Origin of the sequence: Pseudonocardia sp., from assembly GCF_025965585.1 — a bacterium.
Taxonomy (GTDB): Bacteria; Actinomycetota; Actinomycetes; order Mycobacteriales; family Pseudonocardiaceae; genus Pseudonocardia.
Genome location: NZ_JAOPWR010000514.1, coordinates 1 through 15,040 on the forward strand (window position 1 = coordinate 1; position 15,040 = coordinate 15,040).

The window sequence follows — 15,040 nt, forward strand, 5'->3', positions numbered from 1 at the left end:
TCCGCTGGCGGGGCGACCCCGACTACGCGCGCCTGCGCGCGCTGGCCGAGGGCATCGTCACGGGCCTCGCGGTGCACCTGGACCGCGGGCACCCGCTGGTGGTGCTGCTCGACCGCGACCTCGCGCAGTCCCTCGGCGACGTGCTGACCCGCGAGCTCGGGGTGCGCGGTCCCGTGGTCTGCCTGGACGGGCTGTCGCTGCAGGAGTTCGACTACGTCGACATCGGCGAGGTCATCGTCCTGGCGGGCGTCGTGCCGCTGGTGATCAAGTCCCTGCTGTTCGCGGGACCGGGCCCGGCCGCCGCCGAGCCGGGGTCCGGACTGCTGGCCGCGGGCGCCTCCCGTGGGTGAGGCGCTGGCGCTGCTGGCCCTGGCCCTGTTCAGCAGCAACGTCCTGCTGGTCAAGGTCGCCTCGCCGCGCCTGGGTCAGGACGTCGGCTTCCTCATCGGGTTGGCTGCCAACGTGGTGTTCGCCGGGCTGCTGCTGCTCGGGCAGAGCATGCTGCGCACCTCGGCGTTCCACATCGAGTGGGGGCCGTTCGCGATGTTCGTCGTCGGCGGGCTGTTCACCGCCTACCTGGGCCGGCGGCTGTTCTTCCGGACGGTGCAGAGCATCGGGCCGTCGCGGGCGAGCGCCCTGCAGATCACCAACCCGGTGTTCGCGGCGGTCATCAGCTGGCTGTTCCTGGGCGAGGCGCTGGGCCCGGCGGCGATCGGGTTCGTCGTGCTCGTCATCGTCGGCCTGTACCTCACGTCCCAGGTCCCCGCGAAGGCCCCCGTTCCCGTCGCGTCCGGCGAGCTTGCGACGGGCCCGGAGCCGCGGCACGCCCGGCTGCCCCGCCGCGAGATCGTCCTGGGCTTGGTCGGCGCCGTGTCCTACGCGGTGGGCAACGTCATCCGCAGCACCGCCGTCCGCGACTGGGACGAGGCGATCTTCGGCGGGTTCATCGGCGCGGGAGCGGCGACGCTGGTCTACCTGGCCCTGCACACCGACATCCGCACGCTGGCCGGGCGGGTACAGCGCGCCGACCGCCTCGGGGTCGCGATGTGGGGCATGTCAGGCGTGCTGACGATCTCGGCCCAGATCTCGCTCATCGCCTCCACCCGCTTCATCCCGGTGGCCGTCGGCGTGGTGGTCGCCGCGGCCATCCCCGTGCTCGTCATCCCCGCCGGCCTCCTGCTGTTCCGCAACAGCGAGGCCGTCACCGCCCGTACCGTCGCCGGCGCCCTGCTGATCCTCGGCGGCGTGGCCGGGCTCGTGCTCACCTGACCCTTCGGAGGAAACCGTGTCCCAGACCATCCCACTGACCTATGCCGGCGCGGTGTACGACCGGACCCGCCCCCTCTACGACGGGACGGTCCGCGCCGAGGGGATCGACCTGCGCTACCTGCAGACCGACATCGAGGAGCTGTTCTGGCGGCAGGGCCGCTACCACGAGTTCGACGCCGCCGAGTTCTCCTTCGGCGCCTACCTGGCCGCCGCGGAACAGCCCGACCGGCCCTTCGACGCGATCCCGGTGTTCCCCTCGCGCGCGTTCCGCCACTCCGCGCTCTACGTCCGCGCCGACTCGGAGATCGAGAAGCCCGAGCACCTCGGCGGGCGGGCCGTGGGCACCCCGGAGTGGAGCATGACGGCCTCGCTGTGGATGCGCGGCATCCTCGGCGAGCACTACGGCGTCGACCTCACGTCGGTGCGGTGGCGCACGGGCGGGCTGGAGGAGCCCGGCCGGCAGGAGAAGTCGCGGGTCGTCGCGCCCGACCGGTTCGACGTCGGCCCGATCCCCGAGGAGTCCACGCTCACCGGGCTGCTCCTCGACGGCACGCTGGACGCCGTCCTGACCGCGCGCCCGCCCCGGGCGTTCCTCGACGGCGACCTGCGGATCCGGCGGCTGTTCCCGGACTTCCGCGCGGCGGAGCTGGACTACCACCGGGCCACCGGCATCGTGCCGATCATGCACGTCGTCGTCATCAAGCGCGACGTGCTGGCGCGCCACCCCTGGGTCGCCAACAACCTGCGCCGTGCCTTCGAGGAGGCCCGCCGACCCGCCGCGCCGCAGCTGCGCGACACCGCGGTCTGCTCGTCGTCACTGGTGTGGGAGTCGGCCTACGCGGAGCAGGAGGCGGCGCTGCTGGGCGACCCGTTCGCCTACGGCGTGAGCGCCAACCGCGCGACGCTGGACGCCGTGCTGCGCTACGCCGCGGAGCAGGGCTTCACCTCGCGCCCGCTCGCGCTCGAGGAGGTGTTCCTGCCCAGCACGCTGACCGACGCGAAGGTCTGACGCGCGTCAGGCGGGGCCCGCCCCCGCGGCGACGAGGGGGGCCTCGCCGTCTGCGGCCGCGGCCGTGCGCGCCTCGGCGTCCTGAACGGACTGCGCGAGGCGGTTGAGCAGCGTGGTGAGCTGGCCGCGCTGGCGGGCGCTGAGCCCGCCGGCCAGGCCGTCCAGGTAGCGCCAGTGGCCGGGCAGGAACGCGGCGAGGAACTTCTCGCCCGCGCGGCTGACCCGCACCAGGAAGGAGCGGCGGTCGTTCGGGTTCAGCTCGCGTTCCACCAGGCCCCGCTTGACCAGCCCGTCGACGACGCTGGTGAGATTGCCCGGACGCACCGACACGGCCTGGGCCAGATCGCCCATGGTCATCGGTGTCGCCGCCCGGTTCAGCACGCTGATCACGTTGAACTGCACGAGGTTGATGTCATGGGGCGCGAGCTCCGCGGCGTGGGCGCGATCGAAGACGGCCATGGTGCGGTACAGCGTCATGGCGAGCGTGAGCACGGTCGGGTCGAATTCCGGCCCGAACTGGGCCGCCGTGCGTGTCACCTGATCATCGATCGACATCCCGGCATCTCCGACCGTCCGCATGAGTTCCTCCCCCGCGCCACCGGCGCTCGTGGTGCCCGGCCCGGATCCTATCAGCAGTAGAGCTGAATTTTCGGATGACTGATACTGAACCTTGACGATAGTTACTAGTCATGACAATCTCCGAACATAGCGACCGACGGCCGGCCGCCGGAGGAGGACCCATGGCAGAGCTGCTCGGGATCGGCTTGTCGCACTACCCGCCGTTCAGCGGCACCGACGACGACATGGCCGGCATCCTCCGCCGGACCCTGCAGGACCCGGACATCCCCGCGTCCGAGAAGGACCCCGCGAACTGGCCGGAGCTCATGCGCCGGGAGTGGGGTGGTGACGAGGGCCGGTCGGCGGCGGCGCAGCACCGCGCAGCGCTGGTCAAGGGCTTCGAGCGCACCCGCCAGGCCCTGGACGACTTCGGCCCCGACGTGGTGGTCGTGTGGGGCGACGACCAGTACGAGAACTTCCGCGAGGACCTCATCCCTCCCTACGCGGTGCTCGCGTACGACGACATGGACGTGCGGCCGTGGGCGCACGCGGCGGACTCCTCGGACATGAAGGGCCGGGTCAACGTGTGGGGCGAGGGGCCCGAGCGGTCCTTCACGGTGCGCGGTGCGCCTGCCGTCGGGCGCTATCTGGCCACGCAGCTGCTCGAACGCGGCGTCGACGTGCCCTACGCCTACAAGCGCCTGCACCACCCGAGCCTGCCGCACGCGTTCCTCAACGCGATCCTCTACCTGGACTACCACCGCGAGGGCTTCGACTACCCCGTGTTGCCGTTCCCCATCAACTGCTACGGGCGCCGCGTGGTCAGCTACAAGGGCTTCATGAGCGCGTTCGGGGACGTGCGCGAGCTCGACCCGCCCTCGCCGGCGCCGACCCGGCTGTTCGACATCGGCGCCACCGTGGCCGAGATCTTCGCCGAGTCCCCCTACCGGGTGGCGCTGGTGGCCTCGTCGAGCTGGTCGCACGCGTTCATCTGCGACAAGACGTGGCGGCTGCGGCCCGACACCGAGGGCGACCGCCGGCTCTACGACAGCCTCGTGCGCGGCGACATCGACGACTGGCGCTCGGTGGGGTTGACGGAGATCGAGGAGTCCGGGCAGCAGGAGCTGCTCAACTGGTTCCCGCTGCTGGGCGCGATGCGCCACCTCGGACGCACCACACCGACGTGGTCGGAGTTTATCCAGACCGACGTGTTCAACTCCAACAAGGTCTTCGCGACCTTCGAGCCGTGACCCTGGCGAAGGAGCTCGCCCAAATCGAGCACGACGGCTTCACCACGTTGTACCACGACGTCGGGGAGGGCCCGCCGGTCCTGCTGATCCACGGCTCCGGGCCGGGGGTGTCCGCGGCGGCCAACTGGCGCGGCATCCTGGCCTCCCCGCTGGCCCGCGACCACCGGCTGATCGCGCCGGACATCGCGGGCTTCGGGCAGACCCGCACCGACCACGAGCTCACCCACGACACCCGCGTGCGCCACCTCGTCGGCTTCCTCGACGCGCTGGGGCTCGACCACGTGGACGTGGTCGGCAACTCGATGGGCGGCGCGCTGGCGCTCGCCCTGGCCCACCGTCACCCGGAGCGAGTGCGCCGGATGGTGCTCATGGGCACCATCGGCATCGCCTTCCCACTCCCCGAGGGCCTGGACCGGGTGTGGGGCTACGAGCCCTCGCCCGACGCAATGGCCGAGCTGGTGGGGCTGTTCGCCCACGACCAGGACCTGCTGGGTCCCGATCTCGTCGCTCTGCGCTACGAGTCGAGCATCGCGCCCGGCGTCCACGAGCAGTACGCCGCCGCGTTCGCCGCGCCGCGCCAGCGCCACGTCGACGCCATGGCGCTGACCGAGGACCAGCTCCGAGCGATCACCACCCCGATCCGGCTGCTGCACGGCGCCGAGGACCGGGTCATCCCGCTGGAGGCCACCAGCCTGCGGCTCGTCCGGCTGCTGCCCGATGCGGACCTCGTCGTGTTCGGCCGGTGCGGACACTGGACGCAGATCGAGCGCGCCGACGACTTCGTCCACGAGGTCACCGCATTCTTCACCGACACACACCGATGATGGGAAGGCCGACATGCTGTCGCCCGCGTTGAACGAGCGCCTGACCCGCGTGGGTCCTGGCACCCCGATGGGAACGCTGCTGCGCCGCTACTGGTACCCGGTGGCGGCCGTGTCCGAGCTGGGACGCACCCCGATCGCCCGGCGGCTGCTCGGCGAGGACATCGTGATCTACCGCGACGGCACCGGGGAGCTGGGCTGCATCGAAGCGCAGTGCCCGCACCGCCGGGCGTCGCTGCAGTACGCCGTGGTCGAGCAGGAGGGCCTGCGGTGCGGTTACCACGGCTGGCACTTCGGCCGCGACGGCCGCTGCCTCGACCAGCCCGCCGAGCCGGCCGACAGCACGTTCAAGGACCGGGTGCGCGCGGTCACCTACCGGGTCCAGGAGCTGGGCGGGCTGATCTTCGTCTACATGGGTCCGGACCCTGCGCCGCTGCTGCCCCGCTTCGACCTGTTCGTGTGGGACAACTGCCTGCGCGACATCGGGCACGCCACGCTGCCGATGAGCTGGCTGCAGGTCATGGAGAACTCGGTGGACCCGCACCACGTCGAGTGGCTGCACGGGCACTACATGAACTTCGTGCGCGAGCTCTCCGGCGACCCACGGGCGAAGATCCTCGCCCGCAAGCACGAGAAGGTCGCGTTCGACCCGTTCGAGTACGGCATCATCAAGCGCCGCGTCCTGCACGGCATGAGCGAGGACGACGACGACTGGAAGATCGGCCACCCGCTCGTGTTCCCGGCGATGCTGCGGGTGGGCGGCGGCGGCCACTACCAGTTCCAGATCCGGGTGCCGATCGACGACACCCACACCTCGCACTTCTGGTATTCGGTGTACAAGCCCGACGGCGACTACACGGTGGAGCCGCAGGAGTCGATCCCGCTGTTCACGGTCCCTTTCACCGACGACGAGGGGAACTTCCTGGTCGACTTCGTGGACGGCCAGGACATCATGGCGTGGTCGAGCCAGGGCCCGATCGCCGACCGCAGCCGCGAGCACCTGGGCAAGTCCGACATCGGCGTGGTCATGCTGCGCCGGCTCTTCCAGGAGCAGCTCGACCTGGTCGAGGACGGCGGGGACCCCCTGGGCGTCGTGCGCGACGAGGCCACGAACACGTGCATCCTGCTGCCGCAGGAGCGCAAGAAGTTCGGCGCGGGCGGGGCGTTCCGCCAGGAGTTCCTCACGATGGGCCAGGGCCGCTACAGCCCCATCGCCGAGGAGGTGCTGGACCTGTTCGAACGGGTCGAGCAGCAGGAAGCCCAGGTATGACCGGCGAGCGGCCTCCGGTCGGGTTCTGCCCGCACTGCGGCCGACCGCTCGACGTCGGGGCGTTCGTCCAGGAGTACTGGACGGCGCAGTCGCGGGTGTTCCACGTGTGGTGTCGCGGCTGCCGGTTCACCGCGGACGTCGTGCCGGTCGAGCGGATGCTCGGCCACGAGCCGGCGCACTGATGGAGCCGTTGCGCCCCCATCCGTTGCGGCTGGGGGTCGCCGGCCTCGGCGTGGCCGGCGACGTGCTGGTGCCGTTCGTCGAGCGGCATCCCGAGTTCGTCGTGGCCGCAGGAGCCGATCCCGCGGCCGCGGCGCGGGAGGCGTTCGCCGGGCCCGGGCGGTCGGTGTTCTCGAGCGTCGAGCAGATGTGCGCCTCGGGCGCGGTGGACGTCGTCTACGTCGCCACGCCGACGCACCTGCACGCCGAGCATGCGGTCACCGCGCTGCGCAGCGGCCACCACGTGATCGTCGAGAAGCCGATGGCGGTGTCGGTCGGGTCCGCCGAGGCGATGGTGGCCGCGGCGCGGGACGCGGACCGGGTGCTGCTCGTCGGGCACTCGCAGAGCTTCGAGGCCCCGGTGCGGGCGATGCGCCGCATCGTCGCCTCCGGCAAGCTCGGGCCGCTCCGCGCGATCAACGCGTGGTACTTCACCGACTGGATGTTCCGCCCACGCGCCGCGGACGAGCTGGACCCGGCGAAGGGCGGCGGCGTGCCGATGCGCCAGGGGGCGCACCACGTCGACATCGTCCGGTACCTCGGCGGCGGCCTGCTGCGCAGCGTCCGCGGTCGGGTGGGGCAGTGGGACCCCCACCGTCCCGGCGACGGCGCATACAGCGCCTACCTCGAGTTCGACGACGGCACGCCGGCCACCGTGGCCTACAGCGGATACGACCACTTCCCCACCACGGAGCTGACCTTCGGGCTCGGCGAGACCGGGCAGGAGATGCGTGGCTACGCGGTGGCCCGGCGCCTGCTGGCCGGGGCCACGGGCGTCGGAAGGCAGGCGGGCGGGCACGGCCGCGAAGCGGCACCCGGCCGGCAGCGCGAGCTGCTGCGGGGCGGTACGGGCCAGCCGTTCTTCGGGCTCGTGGTCCTGAGCTGCGAACGCGGTGACGTGCGCATCTCCCCCGACGGTCTGCGCGTGTACGGCGACGAGCGCATCGAGGAGGTGGCACTGGCCGGCGCGCCGACGGGCCGCGCCGCGATGCTCACCGAGCTCGCCGACGCGGTCCGGACCGGGGTGACCCCGCCCCACGACGGGCGGTGGGGCACGGCCAACCTGGAGGTCTGCTTGGCCCTGGTGCAGTCGTCGCACACTCGGTCGGAGGTGCGCCTCACGCGGCAGGTGGCGTTGCCGGCCGGCTGATGCGGCCCGGGGGTCCGTCCGGCATCACCTGACCCCGCCACGCTGCATCCGAATGAGCTGAGCCCCCACTGCTCTGGAATGGCGCCGTCGTCGCGGCCTGTGCGACCGCGGAGGCCGAACTCAGCCGGCGTAGGCGCGCATCGAGGTGATCCTCGCCTGGTTGTCGAAGGTCATGGTGTCGATGACGTCGCGGGCCGGACCCCCGGGCGGGGTGGCGCGGAAATGCACCGCGGCGTCGTGCCCGGTGACCGCGATCATCACGATCTGCATCTCCCGAGGCTCGGTCAGCACACCGGCGAAATGCGCGGCGACCGCGGCGGGGCCCACCACCGCGACGCCACCGGCCGGGTCGTGCAGCCGAGCGTGCGGCGCGTAGAGCGCCGCCACCGCGGACGCGTCGGCGGCTCCGACGGCGCGCACGTGCGCCTCGACGGCGTCGTGGATCTGCTGCGCCGTGGCCATCTCAGCCGCCGTTGTCCGTAGGACCCGACGGCGTGGGTGGTGTCGGCGCGGGGTCGGTCGCCAGGCAGATCACGCCGGTGAGCGCGGTCGCGGCGTCGCCAGTCAGGTACAGCACCGTCTTCGCACCACCGTCGACGAAGATGCTGTCGGTGGTGTTGGTGGTGTCGCGCCCCGGGCGACCCGCATAGGGCGTGTGGGTGAAGACCTCGTCGGTGACCTCGTCGAGGGAAGTACAGCTGGGTGATCATCCGGCGGTCCCCGAGATGAACGGTGAGGTGGAGGTGCACGGTCCGGCTGGAGTACCAGCCCGGGTAGATCGTGTGGAACTTACACATGCCGCTGTCGTCGGTGCGCTGGCTGCCGCGCAGGATCGTCTCCGCCGGAGCCATCACGTCTCGGGGCACCGACGCGGACGTCACGACCTGGCCCGGGCGGGCCTGGAACGGTGCGAAGCCCGAGTAGCGGCCCTCGTGATCGGCCTGCCACACCTCGACCACCGCCCCGGTCAGCGGGTCCCCGGTGTCGGCCTCGAGCAGCCGCAACCCCACCCGCAGCGGCAAGCCCTCGCGGTCCTCGGTGATGTCGCGCCGTTCGGGATGCACGTCGCGGTGATAGGGGCCCTGGGTCTGCTCGGGCCACAGCCGGCAGGGCACCGCCCGCGAACTCAGCACCTCGACCAGATCATCGTCCATAACACCCTCAGTGTGGCCCGTCGACCGCGTACCGGCCGGCTGGGGCGAACAGTCAGCCGACCGTGTTGGCGCTCAGTGAGGGCTACCCGGACCTCGCCGGCGACGCCGCCGTCGAGTTCATCAACATGATGGCCGCGACCGATCACCTCCCGGACGCGGCGCACGTGCTCGCCTACCTCGCGGCCAGCGGCTACGCCTGGCCGAAGCGTTCCATGGGGTCGATGCCCAGCGAACCGGCCAGCTGCATGATGAGCAGGGGGTGCGCGCCACGATCGTGCAGCGCGACGACGTCGCCCTCGATGACGGCGGTCAGATCGGTGAGGGAGACGCCCGCACAGTCCGCAGCGTCGTGGGGCGCCCGCCGTGCCTCTTCCCGGAAGTCGGCGTCGGCGACGGCCCTGCGGAGCAGCTCGTCGAGGACGATGTTCACGGCTGGTCGCGCGGGAACAACCGCGCGAGCGCGATCCCAGTGGCCCAGTCGGGCACGGACTCGTAGGCGAAGACGTGGGCCAGGCTCCGCTGCGCCGCCATGACCGTGATCCAGTTGCGGATCTCGGGAGCGCCGTTCCCGGCTTCGGCAACGACATCGGCGGTCTTCATCGTCACGAGGCTGTCGAGGTCCCCGGCCTGGACGAGACCGAGGAAGCGCCGGTCGAAGTCGGTGTTGACGGCACCCATCTTCGGGGTGGCGACCCAGTGCGACAGGCCGCCGGTGCCCAGCAGCACTACGCGTTCGGCGCTCGGCCGCCGGTGGACGACGTCCCGGACGAGCTCGCCGAGCTCCGCGGAACGCCACAGCGGCGGAAGCGGCTCGGTGCTGGAGTTCTGGAAGACCGGCACCACCGGGATGTCCATCTGCGGCCGGATCAACGTCAACGGGGCCATGAACGCGTGGTCGATCCGGGGGTTGGCGGAGAAGGCGAGGTCGAAGCCCGCCTCCAGGCCGTCCTCGAGCAGCTGCGCGGCGAACCCGCCGGCGAGGGGCAGCCGGGCGGCCGCCACCCCACCGTCGCCCCAGCCGGTACAGGCGTCTCCGATGCCCACGCAGATCTGGGGGAAGGCGTCGTAGCCGAACGAGTTGAGGTGCTCGCTCCCGACCACCACGATGAGATCGGGCGCCAGGCGGGCGATCTCGTCGCGGAGCCGACCGAAGGCCTGGTGCACCCGGAGCTGGGCCGGGTCCTCCGGCCGGTACTTCCGGATCATCATGGCCGTGTGCGAGACGCCGTATCCCGCGACGAGGACCCCCATCAGCGGGTTCCGTCCGGTTGACCGGCCCGGCCCGACACCGAGCACAGGAACCCGCCGACGACGTCGAGGAACTCGTCCGGTTTCTCGAACTGCGGCCAGTGCCCGGCGTCCTCCATCAGGTACCAGGCCGCCCCGGGGATGATCTCTGCCGCCTTCCTCCCGACCTCCCACGGCATCGTGGGGTTCTGCCGGGTCCAGAGGACCAGCGTCGGGCTCGAGATCTGCCGCAGCAGGTCGGCCGTGAGCACCTCCTGGAGCCGCGGGGCAGCGGTGAACGCGTCCACGAGCCGGCCGGCGACCGCGGCGAAGTCGGCCTGGGTCTGGATCCGGAACCGGGTCTCGACCAGCTCGTCGGTCACGACGGCCGGGTCGTGCACCAGCCATTCGAGCCGGGTCCGCACCTTCTCCCGGGTCGGCTCGTCCAGCGCCCGCCGCGTGGCGTCACCGACCTTCCGGCCGACCCGGGCCGTGAGGTCGGCACCGTCCTCGGTCAGCTCCAGACCGGCACCGGTGACGCTGACGAACGACGCGACCCGGTCGGGATGGTGCACAGCGAGCCAGGCGGCCACCCACCCGCCCAGGGACTGGCCGACCAGGTGGGCGCGGCGGGCGCCGATCGCATCGAGGAACCCGAGCACGTGATCCGCGAGCACCTGGATCGAGTAGTCGATGGCCGGCTTGGCGGTGAAGCCGTGCCCGAGCATGTCCAGGGAGTGCACCCGGAAGTCCTGTGCCAGCGGCCCCACGTTGCGCACCCACGTCTCAGCGTGCCCGCTGATGCCGTGCAACAGCACCACCGGCTCGCCGGTTCCGGCCTCGATGCTGCGCGTGCGGTGACCGTTCGCGTCCCGGAACCGGACCTCGGCCCCGAGCAGGTCCAGCCAGAACGAGCGCGTCACCGCCCCCGGGGCGTCCTCGACGGTCATGGGTTCCCTTCCCTTCACGTGGATCTCGGACGGCGCTATCAGCTCACTGGTTGCTGCCGCCGGCCCAGTTCTCCTGAGAGCCGAGGTTGGCCAGCGCCGCTGTGTACAGCGCCCCCTGCGCGTCGAAGGGCAGGTGGGGCACCCCGGACCGCTCGTACGTGGGCATCGCGGCCTCGAGTCGCCTGTACATCTCCTCCATGTCCGCCGGCAGCTCGTGGTCGAGCCACGCGGCGTAGTCGCCGAAACCGTGGTCGTAGTTCCACTCCGGCACGTAGTAGAGCCGCCCGGCCGCCCCGCGGGCGTCCTGGGCCGAGAGGAACAGGGTGATCGGCAGCAGGTGCTCGGAGATCGCCGGCCGCATGAAGTAGACGACCCCCATGTCGTTGAACGCGCGGGCGGTGGTGTCGAACCACGACGCCCGGGTGTGTCCGGGCATGATCGCGTTGACCGCGACCCCGTCGCCGCGCACCTCCTCGGCGAGGTAGAACGTCAGCGCGGTGACGGCCGCCTTGGTGGCCTGGTAGGGCATCTCGACCGTCCACGGTCGCAGCCCGTGGTACCCGCCTCCGGCGGCGACGGGCAGGACGCCGCTGCTCACGACGTTGATGATGCTGCCGCGCTTCTTCTCCTGCATGGGCTTGATGAACCGGCGGATGACCTTGAGCGTGCCGAAGACGTTGACGCCGAACATCGCCTCCCAGTCCTGGTCGGTCGTGTCCAGGGTGTTGCGGTGACCGGTCGGCGCGAAGAGCGTCTCCGAGACCAGGGCCGCGTTGTTCACCAGGACGTCGACGGTTCCGAACCGGTCCGTGACCGCCTCGTAGGCGGCGTCGAGCTGCGCGTCGTCGGTGATGTCCACATCGACGGCCAGTCCCTGCTCGGCGTCCAGCTGCTTGCGGAAGTCCTCGGCGCCGTCCCAGCTCCGGTCAGCGGCGACGACCCGCGCGCCGGCGCGGATCAGCCCCTCGCACAGGGACCGGCCGATGCCGCGGGCGCCGCCGGTGACCACGACGACCCGTCCGTCGAGATCGCCGCGCCACTCGCGGAGGCTGCGCTCCACCATCTGCTTCTGCCGGGCCGTGACGGACGCTGTGTCCGGCCTGTCCGCACCGGAAGGCTCGTCGACCGACATCTCGCGCTCCTCGCTGTCCAGGGGTCCGCGCCGAGCACGAGCGGCCCGTCGACGACGGATCTGCCCGCTCGGGCGCTGAGGAGCGCAACGCTATGGCGCGCCCGTATCTGCGTCCATAGAATAGTTCGAATACAAGCTATTCAACTGGAGTATCAATGGAGCTGCGCCAGCTGCGCTATTTCGTCGAGGTCGTCCGCGTGGGGTCCTTCCTCGGCGCCGCCGAGCGCCTGGAGGTGGCCCAGCCCTCGCTGTGGCGCCAGGTCAAGGCGCTGGAGGCCGAGCTGGGCGTGGCGCTGTTCGAGCGCTCCGGCCGCGGCGTGGTGATCACCAGCGCAGGGTCCCAGCTGCTTCCGCGAGCCGAGCAGCTGCTCGCCCAGGCCGAGGGGATCCGAACCCTGAGCACCGAGCTGGCGCGTGGCCGCGCCGGCGTGGTGACGATCGCCTGCGCGCATCCGCACGTGTCGCACTTCCTCGCACCGGTGATCGGCCGGCTGCACCGCGCCCACCCGCTCATCCACGTCGCGCTGCACGAGTCGTCCGGACTGCCGCCGGTGGAGCAGGTACTCACCGGCGACGTCGACTTCGTCACCGCACTTCCCCGCAGCGACGAGAGGCTGGCGGGGCACCGACTGGGGGACGCCCGCGTCGTCGTGATCACCCACGAGGACCACCCGTGGCGGGACCGCCGCGAGGTTCCCGTGTCGGACCTGGCGGGCGTGCCGGTGCTCACCGGTGGACCCGACAGCCTGACCCGCCGCCTCCTCGAACCGGCGCTGCGCGAGGGCGGCCTCGTCCTCGACGTCGCGCTCGAGTCGGGCAACACCACCACGCTGGTGGCGATGGCCCGCGCGGGGCTGGGGGTCGCCGTCCTCGCCGACGACAACCTGTCCGGGACCGCCGAGGCCGCCGGCTGGCCGGTGCTGGTCGACGAGCGCTATCCGATGACCGCCCCCATCTGGATCTACTGGGCTCGCCACCGACAGCTGGCTCCGCCGGTGCGAGCCTTCGCCCGCGAGGTCACCGGCGGCCATTGATTCACGGGCGGCATTACTTCAATCCGAATTATGCAATAGACACCATAGTGACCGCCGCCATAGCGTCCTGCCCCACGTCACAGGACGGGTGCCCAGGGCTCTCAACGGAGGAAAACCATGACGGATGTCGGTGAGCTGCGAGACATCGTCGACTGGCAGAACGGTCTCGTCGCGCCCATGATCCACTTCGACGAGGACGTGTACCGGGCCGAGGCGGAACGCGTCTTCGACCGGTCCTGGCTGGTCGTCGGCCACGAGGACATGGTCCGCAAGCCCGGGGACTACATCACGAACTACATGGGCGAGGTGCCCGTCATCGTGGTGCGGGACGCCGGCGGACAGATTCGCGTGCTGGTGAACAAGTGCTCCCACCGCGGCAACCAGGTGTGCCTGTTCGACCGTGGAAACGTCAAGGGCTTCACCTGCTCCTACCACGGGTGGAGCTTCGGCCTCGACGGCACGCTCACCGGCGCCCCCATGGAGCAGATGCTCTACCGCGGCGAGCTGGACAAGGCCGCCTGGGGGCTGGAGGAGGTCGCCAAGGTCGCGAACTTCCACGGGCTGCTGCTCGCGTCGTTCGACCCCGCCGCTCCGGCGATCGAGGAGTGGCTCGGCGAGGACGTGCGCTGGTGGCTGGAGAACTTCGTCCTCGGCACGCCGCTGGGCGGCCTGGAGTCGCTGCCCGGCTGGCACCGGTACCGCTCGCCCGGGAACTGGAAGCTCGTCTCCGAGAACTTCATCGGCGACGACTACCACGTCTACTCCGCGACCCACGTCTCGTGGCTCGCCATGGTGGCCGAGTTCATGGAGAAGGGGATCAGGATCCCCATCATCACCTATCCGGGCACCACGGACCCACCGTTGTACGAGGGCAGCGCCGGCTCCGGGCGGAGCGCGCCCTTCGGCATGGGGATGGTCGTGGCCGACAACGACTCGCTCTACAAGCGCGACCTCCTCGAGGCCCAGGAGCTGGGCCCGGAGGCGGTCGAGTGGGTGGAGTACCGGCAGCGGCGGCTCCTCGAGGTCGTCGCGGACCGGCCGGTCAAGCCGTACGGCTTCATGAACGGGCTGTTGTTCCCCAACATGGGCCTGATGGGCTTCTTCTCGCCGATGCTGGGTCGACATTTCCAGCTGTTCCATCCGCGCGGGCCCGTCGAGCACGAGTGCTGGCAGTGGACGATGGTCGAGCGGGACGCCCCGCAGGTGGTCAAGGACCTGGCGGTCCAGCGGGTGTACCAGGGCCAGCACATGGCCGGCATCATCGCCCCCGACGACGTCGAGAACTTCGAGCGCATGGTGGAGGCCGGGCGCGCCCCCCGCAACTGGCGGCGCCCGCTGCACTACGGCCTGCAGTTCGGTCACGAGACGGAGGGGCCCACGGGCCTGCCGGGGAGCCTCGGCCCCAACCCGAGCGAGTTCAACCAGCGTCAGTTCTACCGGTTCTGGCTCGAGATGATGGAGCGGAGCTGACGATGACGGGCAACTGGGAGCTGAAGCAGGAGCTCGAGGACTTCCTCTACCGGGAGGCGCACATCCTCGACGAACACCGGCTGGAGGACTGGCTGGACCTGTTCACCGAGGACGCCGAGTACCTGGTCCCCCTGCGCGAGTACGTGCAGGGTGACGTCGCGCCGGCCGGCCATCCCGTCATCAGGGACGACAAGGCCATGCTCACGGTGCGCGTGCACAAGGACGCCACGGGCTTCTCGCACGTGGAGACCCCGGTCTCGATGACGTGCCATCTGATCAGCAATGTCGTGGTGGACGAAGGCCCCACGGCCGACGAGGTCGAGGTGCGCAGCGCGTTCACCGTTCGTCAGGCCCGCAAGCTGCGCGACGAGGCATGGTGGGCCGGGCGGCGACACGACCGCCTGCGCCGCGTCGACGGCGGATGGAAGATCGCGCGTCGCGAGGTGCACCTCGACTCGACGGTGCTGCCCCGCGGCATCGCCATCTTCTTCTGATCCTCCACCGGAACGATTCGGACAAGGGAACTT

Annotated in this window: 17 protein-coding genes and 1 pseudogene; 11 read left to right on the forward strand and 7 right to left on the reverse strand. The window is 71.0% G+C overall.

The features are described 5' to 3' along the window. The 3 genes from JWR81_RS31275 to JWR81_RS31285 form a co-directional block, all read left to right on the forward strand. Nucleotides 1-350, forward strand: a 350-nt coding sequence (locus JWR81_RS31275) for an ethanolamine ammonia-lyase reactivating factor EutA (protein WP_297661118.1), incomplete at its 5' end; no start/stop codon positions are given. Then, nucleotides 343-1,269 (forward strand): DMT family transporter, encoded by a 927-nt coding sequence (locus tag JWR81_RS31280; RefSeq protein ID WP_297661119.1) that lies wholly within the window; start codon nt 343-345, stop codon nt 1,267-1,269. The genes JWR81_RS31275 and JWR81_RS31280, both read left to right, overlap by 8 nt. Before the next feature lie 16 nt (nt 1,270-1,285). Beyond that, the gene (locus JWR81_RS31285; protein WP_297661120.1) at nt 1,286-2,278 is read left to right on the forward strand and encodes an ABC transporter substrate-binding protein; all 993 of its coding nucleotides are present in this window, start codon (nt 1,286-1,288) and stop codon (nt 2,276-2,278) included. A gap of 6 nt (nt 2,279-2,284) precedes the next feature. On the opposite strand, the gene JWR81_RS31290 is transcribed toward JWR81_RS31285, so the two are convergent. Then, entirely contained in the window at nt 2,285-2,833 is a 549-nt protein-coding gene (locus tag JWR81_RS31290; RefSeq protein ID WP_297661121.1) for a MarR family winged helix-turn-helix transcriptional regulator, read from the reverse strand. A gap of 185 nt (nt 2,834-3,018) precedes the next feature. Here JWR81_RS31290 and JWR81_RS31295 point away from each other — a divergent pair, with 185 nt between their 5' ends. From JWR81_RS31295 to JWR81_RS31315, 5 genes are read left to right on the forward strand one after another with little or no spacing between them, the layout of a single operon-like run. Then, the gene (locus JWR81_RS31295) at nt 3,019-4,086 is read left to right on the forward strand and encodes an extradiol ring-cleavage dioxygenase (protein ID WP_297661122.1); all 1,068 of its coding nucleotides are present in this window, start codon (nt 3,019-3,021) and stop codon (nt 4,084-4,086) included. After that, nucleotides 4,083-4,910: an alpha/beta fold hydrolase gene (locus JWR81_RS31300; protein ID WP_297661124.1), complete on the forward strand. Its 828-nt coding sequence runs from the start codon at nt 4,083-4,085 to the stop codon at nt 4,908-4,910. Before JWR81_RS31295 ends, JWR81_RS31300 begins: the two co-directional genes overlap by 4 nt. A gap of 13 nt (nt 4,911-4,923) precedes the next feature. Then, the gene (locus tag JWR81_RS31305) at nt 4,924-6,177 is read left to right on the forward strand and encodes an aromatic ring-hydroxylating dioxygenase subunit alpha (RefSeq protein WP_297661125.1); all 1,254 of its coding nucleotides are present in this window, start codon (nt 4,924-4,926) and stop codon (nt 6,175-6,177) included. Next, nucleotides 6,174-6,359 (forward strand): hypothetical protein, encoded by a 186-nt coding sequence (locus tag JWR81_RS31310; protein WP_297661126.1) that lies wholly within the window; start codon nt 6,174-6,176, stop codon nt 6,357-6,359. The genes JWR81_RS31305 and JWR81_RS31310 overlap by 4 nt, the downstream gene beginning before the upstream one ends. After that, complete coding sequence (locus JWR81_RS31315; protein WP_297661127.1) at nt 6,359-7,546, forward strand: Gfo/Idh/MocA family oxidoreductase; 1,188 nt, start codon at nt 6,359-6,361, stop codon at nt 7,544-7,546. The genes JWR81_RS31310 and JWR81_RS31315 overlap by 1 nt, the downstream gene beginning before the upstream one ends. A 120-nt stretch (nt 7,547-7,666) precedes the next feature. On the opposite strand, the gene JWR81_RS31320 is transcribed toward JWR81_RS31315, so the two are convergent. The 6 genes and pseudogenes from JWR81_RS31320 to JWR81_RS31340 all read right to left on the reverse strand — a co-directional run bounded on the left by JWR81_RS31320 (nt 7,667) and on the right by JWR81_RS31340 (nt 12,009). Next, nucleotides 7,667-8,008: a nuclear transport factor 2 family protein gene (locus JWR81_RS31320; protein ID WP_297661129.1), complete on the reverse strand. Its 342-nt coding sequence runs from the start codon at nt 8,006-8,008 to the stop codon at nt 7,667-7,669. Between the two features lie 236 nt (nt 8,009-8,244). Further along, nucleotides 8,245-8,700: pseudogene (locus JWR81_RS34605) on the reverse strand (hypothetical protein); the annotation flags it as partial. A gap of 190 nt (nt 8,701-8,890) precedes the next feature. Continuing rightward, the gene (locus JWR81_RS31325; RefSeq protein ID WP_297661130.1) at nt 8,891-9,130 is read right to left on the reverse strand and encodes a hypothetical protein; all 240 of its coding nucleotides are present in this window, start codon (nt 9,128-9,130) and stop codon (nt 8,891-8,893) included. Beyond that, a complete protein-coding gene (locus JWR81_RS31330; protein ID WP_297661131.1) occupies nt 9,127-9,951 on the reverse strand; it encodes a hypothetical protein in 825 nt (274 codons plus the stop codon). The genes JWR81_RS31325 and JWR81_RS31330 overlap by 4 nt, the downstream gene beginning before the upstream one ends. Next, nucleotides 9,951-10,877, reverse strand: a complete 927-nt coding sequence (locus JWR81_RS31335; RefSeq protein WP_297661132.1) for an alpha/beta fold hydrolase — start codon at nt 10,875-10,877, stop codon at nt 9,951-9,953. The genes JWR81_RS31330 and JWR81_RS31335 overlap by 1 nt, the downstream gene beginning before the upstream one ends. A gap of 43 nt (nt 10,878-10,920) precedes the next feature. Beyond that, nucleotides 10,921-12,009: an SDR family oxidoreductase gene (locus JWR81_RS31340; RefSeq protein WP_297661133.1), complete on the reverse strand. Its 1,089-nt coding sequence runs from the start codon at nt 12,007-12,009 to the stop codon at nt 10,921-10,923. Nucleotides 12,010-12,164: 155 nt separating this feature from the next. On the opposite strand from JWR81_RS31340, the gene JWR81_RS31345 reads away from it, so the two are divergent. The 3 genes from JWR81_RS31345 (at nt 12,165) to JWR81_RS31355 (ending at nt 15,007) form a co-directional block, all read left to right on the forward strand. Beyond that, nucleotides 12,165-13,043: a LysR family transcriptional regulator gene (locus tag JWR81_RS31345; RefSeq protein WP_297661135.1), complete on the forward strand. Its 879-nt coding sequence runs from the start codon at nt 12,165-12,167 to the stop codon at nt 13,041-13,043. Nucleotides 13,044-13,160: 117 nt separating this feature from the next. Next, on the forward strand, nt 13,161-14,513 hold the full coding sequence (locus JWR81_RS31350; RefSeq protein WP_297661136.1) for a Rieske 2Fe-2S domain-containing protein: 1,353 nt from the start codon (nt 13,161-13,163) through the stop codon (nt 14,511-14,513). Between the two features lie 2 nt (nt 14,514-14,515). Continuing rightward, nucleotides 14,516-15,007, forward strand: a complete 492-nt coding sequence (locus tag JWR81_RS31355) for an aromatic-ring-hydroxylating dioxygenase subunit beta (protein WP_297661137.1) — start codon at nt 14,516-14,518, stop codon at nt 15,005-15,007. Nucleotides 15,008-15,040 lie beyond the last annotated feature (33 nt).

Coding starts and splice junctions, on each gene's coding strand:
- JWR81_RS31290 (WP_297661121.1), bottom strand. CDS start 2,833: ATGTCGATCGATGATCAGGTGACACGCACGGCGGCCCAGTTCGGGCCG.
- JWR81_RS31295 (WP_297661122.1), top strand. CDS start 3,019: ATGGCAGAGCTGCTCGGGATCGGCTTGTCGCACTACCCGCCGTTCAGC.
- JWR81_RS31305 (WP_297661125.1), top strand. CDS start 4,924: ATGCTGTCGCCCGCGTTGAACGAGCGCCTGACCCGCGTGGGTCCTGGC.
- JWR81_RS31310 (WP_297661126.1), top strand. CDS start 6,174: ATGACCGGCGAGCGGCCTCCGGTCGGGTTCTGCCCGCACTGCGGCCGA.
- JWR81_RS31315 (WP_297661127.1), top strand. CDS start 6,359: ATGGAGCCGTTGCGCCCCCATCCGTTGCGGCTGGGGGTCGCCGGCCTC.
- JWR81_RS31320 (WP_297661129.1), bottom strand. CDS start 8,008: ATGGCCACGGCGCAGCAGATCCACGACGCCGTCGAGGCGCACGTGCGC.
- JWR81_RS31330 (WP_297661131.1), bottom strand. CDS start 9,951: ATGGGGGTCCTCGTCGCGGGATACGGCGTCTCGCACACGGCCATGATG.
- JWR81_RS31335 (WP_297661132.1), bottom strand. CDS start 10,877: ATGACCGTCGAGGACGCCCCGGGGGCGGTGACGCGCTCGTTCTGGCTG.
- JWR81_RS31340 (WP_297661133.1), bottom strand. CDS start 12,009: ATGTCGGTCGACGAGCCTTCCGGTGCGGACAGGCCGGACACAGCGTCC.
- JWR81_RS31345 (WP_297661135.1), top strand. CDS start 12,165: ATGGAGCTGCGCCAGCTGCGCTATTTCGTCGAGGTCGTCCGCGTGGGG.
- JWR81_RS31350 (WP_297661136.1), top strand. CDS start 13,161: ATGACGGATGTCGGTGAGCTGCGAGACATCGTCGACTGGCAGAACGGT.
- JWR81_RS31355 (WP_297661137.1), top strand. CDS start 14,516: ATGACGGGCAACTGGGAGCTGAAGCAGGAGCTCGAGGACTTCCTCTAC.